The sequence below is a fragment of the uncultured Tateyamaria sp. genome, from assembly GCF_947497045.1.
Lineage (GTDB): Bacteria > Pseudomonadota > Alphaproteobacteria > Rhodobacterales > Rhodobacteraceae > Tateyamaria.
Genome location: NZ_CANMEU010000036.1, coordinates 1 through 3338 on the forward strand (window position 1 = coordinate 1; position 3338 = coordinate 3338).

Genomic DNA, 3338 nt, shown 5'->3' on the forward strand with positions numbered 1-3338 from the left:
TTAACTAAGCCCAGATGAGCGACGACTCCTCAAAGTCAAACCGCCATCTGTCTCAAACCATTTGATGACGGACACGTTGGCACATCGAAACTGAACAGAGCTAGCTCATAGTCGCGGACTCACGTTGGAGCAGGTCACCAGCTATTAAGCTGAATTTAAAAGATGAATTCTTCAGCCGATTTGTGCAACAAGATCTGTTGCAAGACTAAATGACTTTTAAACTACTATTCTCCAAGTGAGGCGCTACTGCCTGTGCAGCTACAATTTCCTCCAAGTCAACCTGCTGATCTGTCAGTGACTCAGCAATCTTGATCAAGGAAAAATAGGTATTCTCGAAACCTTCTAGTCTCGCTAACGAAGCTGCGTAAATGGTTCTATGTAGTAGCTCTGTTGTCGTCATTTTGCATTTCCTTAATATAAACTGAATGAACAACAGAGGGCGCTAAGAGTCTTAACGACGGGTTAACGCGCATCGACCATAAATGAACATCAGCGGTCTTCCACCGATGCCCGGCGGAAAGTCGCGTAATTCATCGGTGAGCGAGAAGAGGCGGTCTGAACCGCGCCGGGTTTGCCGGAGGCTCCAACTCATGAATAGTATGAAGCATTATGAAGAGGACAACCAACAAGTGTTCGCCGGGCGCACATGAACGTGCGGTGCGGATGGTTTTGGACAATTGAGAGCAGCATGGCAGCCGCTGGTCTGCTCTCCTGTCGATTTCAGCGAAGATCGGTTGTGCGTCTTAGACACTAAACGAATGAGTGAAGAACGTCGAAATCGATACGGGTCAGAGCGGCGAGGTCACCACCGAGCAAGCTGAGACGATGAAGGCGCTGGAACGCGAAGTCTGTGAGCTCAAGCGGGCCAAAGAGATTCTTCGCAAAGCGTCTGCATATCTTGCTTAGACTAAGCTCGACCGCCCGCTTAAAGAATGATCTAGTTCCTTGAGGATCACCCCGCTGATCATGGTGGTAGAGCCGATTTGCAAGGTTCTGCCGATTGCTCCAGCCACTTTCTATGATCATTTGGCCGAGCAGGCTGGTCCTTCGCGCCGTTCGGTCCCCGTAAAGCGAGACGAAGAACGGAAGCCTGAGATTGAGCGGGTCTTTGTTGAGAACCCGAAGGTCTTCGGCGTGCCTTAAATCTGGCATCAATTGCATAGGGAAAGCTCTGACAATTCACGCTGTATGGTGGCCCGCTTGTTAAAGGACCTAGGGATCTCAGGCGTCATCCGCGGCAAAGAAGCTTAGAACGACCATCATTGACAGGGAATTACCTCTTCCAGTGGAGAGGGTGAACCGCAGGGTTCCTTACGCCTGCACCCAACCTGCCATCGGTCAAGAATTACACCGATGTCGTAACGTGGCAACTGTTTGTCTATGTGGCTTTCGTCATCGACGTGTTTGCCCAAAGGATCGTTGGTCCGCGGGCAAGGCGCACGGCACATGTTAGCATGGTCCTCGACGCTCTTAAGCAGGCCTATTATCAACGCAGGCCAGCACAGCACCAACCGTTGCATCACTCGGACGGCGGGTCGCAGTATCTGTAGATTAGGTACACCCAACGGTTGGCAGAGGCGATGATTGCACCTTCTGTGGGCGGCGTCGGGGATACCTATGACAGTGTTTGGGCTGAGAAGATCAACGACCTGTTTAAAACTGAACTTATTCACAGACGCGGCCCACGGCGCAACTTTGAAGCAGCGGAATACGCTACCACTGAATAGATCTTTAGGATCAACAATCACCAATTGAATCTCCCTAGGGTTGAAATAAAGTCGGGTCCGAGGTCCGGCTGGTTGTTTCCAGCAAAGTATTTTTTGTTTTCTACCGAGTTCAGTGCCGATCTTAACAATTTAGAAACCTAGAAAAAATACACCAAATTTGAGCAGTCACTAAACTCATCAAAGAAAAACTTAAAATAAATATTAGAATGGTATCGATTTCTAGCCCTCGATACCATTCATTCAGCCTACTGGCTATGTAATAGCAAGTATTTCTTTTTGTATTTCATCAGATACCTACATTTTTAGAATAATTATGTAAGTTATTTTCTTTTTAGTTTGTTATAAATATGATAATAGTTCGTTGAAATGAGCTCACACGGAAATTGAGTTCTTGAACGCCCGTTGAAATTGTGAAATTTGTAGCGTCACCGCTGCGAGCCGATATACATTTTTGACGCCTTGGCTTTACCTTAACGCAATATTGTATCAAGTGTTGCGTGACCCGCTTGCTCACCGCTCGCATGGCAAAGAGACCGTTAACCATACCATTTCAGAGTGCCTCTTCTCACAAGAGAGGAAAGAATATGGTACACTTTGAATTTGGGAACACGTTGACACGTAAGTCAGGCTTGGCGCGATCTATGTTCATCGACCGCGCTGAGCAATTTCATCACAGATTGGGGTGGGACGTAAATGTAAATGCTGTGGGAGAAGAGCGAGACGAATATGACCAACTCAATCCATTATATGTAGTTGTAGCCGATGAAAAAAATAGGCACCAAGCATCGATGAGACTGCTACCTACTGTTGGGCGTACAATGGTTAACGAGCACTTTATTCAGATTATGAATGGAGTGAAGGTTGAGAGTCCTCTTATCTGGGAGTGCACTAGGTTCTGCATATCGCCATCTGCAAAAGGAAGCGCGGCGATCAAACTTCTTGCAGCAGGCGGCAAAATTATGAAAGAATTAGGCCTGCGCAGTTTTGTTGGCGTGTTCGATCAGAAGATGCTTCCGATCTACCGCCGGCTGGGTTCAAGACCAACAGTAATCGGTTGGTCTGAAGGGCGTGAGAACATTATTGGTGTAGGGCTGTGGGATTACAGTTCTTCGGAATATGATAAGATGTTGGAGCGTAGCGGTCTGTCTGAAACAGAAATGGAGTTATTCTTTGTGAATTCGAGGCTTCAACTACCGATCTCACCAAGAAAGAGAGCCTAAGTTGCGTAATAGATTATAGGCGGTAGCTGTGATGTCCTGCGTCCTAGTCTGGTTCCAACCTGCATAGGTTTTGCACGCTGGAGCTGAACACTAGCTCAATTTTCACACTTCAGAAAATCTATGCCGTAGTAGGGGTGACCGTACTACGACAACAACTTTGGTTGAGGTGAGACTTGCGCTCATCCGCAATGGACGCAGCGGATAACAATCCAAAGACCCTGCGCCTGCCGATTTTCTGGCGCGACCAAGACAGGCTCGCACGCATTTGTGCAGCGCAGGGCGTGGATCATGCACAATATTAGGCTCACCTGATTGGGTAATCCCCCCGAAATTTAGGGGTGTGCTGAAGTAGAATTTTCTCGAATGATGAAAGAGGAGATTCTGATGAAGA

At 47.6% G+C, this 3338-nt stretch carries 3 protein-coding genes and 1 other annotated feature; of the genes, 2 read left to right on the forward strand and 1 reads right to left on the reverse strand.

Going from position 1 to position 3338, the window contains the following annotated elements:
• Positions 1–205 precede the first annotated feature (205 nt).
• Positions 206–400 (reverse strand): hypothetical protein, encoded by a 195-nt coding sequence (locus Q0859_RS21355; protein WP_299155168.1) that lies wholly within the window; start codon positions 398–400, stop codon positions 206–208.
• A 490-nt stretch (positions 401–890) separates the two neighbouring features.
• Positions 891–1008 (forward strand) — a sequence feature (AL1L pseudoknot).
• A 320-nt stretch (positions 1009–1328) separates the two neighbouring features.
• Here Q0859_RS21355 and Q0859_RS21600 point away from each other — a divergent pair.
• On the forward strand, positions 1329–1550 hold the full coding sequence (locus Q0859_RS21600; protein WP_366523244.1) for a DDE-type integrase/transposase/recombinase: 222 nt from the start codon (positions 1329–1331) through the stop codon (positions 1548–1550).
• Between the two features lie 761 nt (positions 1551–2311).
• Positions 2312–2947 (forward strand): acyl-homoserine-lactone synthase, encoded by a 636-nt coding sequence (locus Q0859_RS21360; RefSeq protein WP_299155171.1) that lies wholly within the window; start codon positions 2312–2314, stop codon positions 2945–2947.
• Positions 2948–3338: the final 391 nt, after the last annotated feature.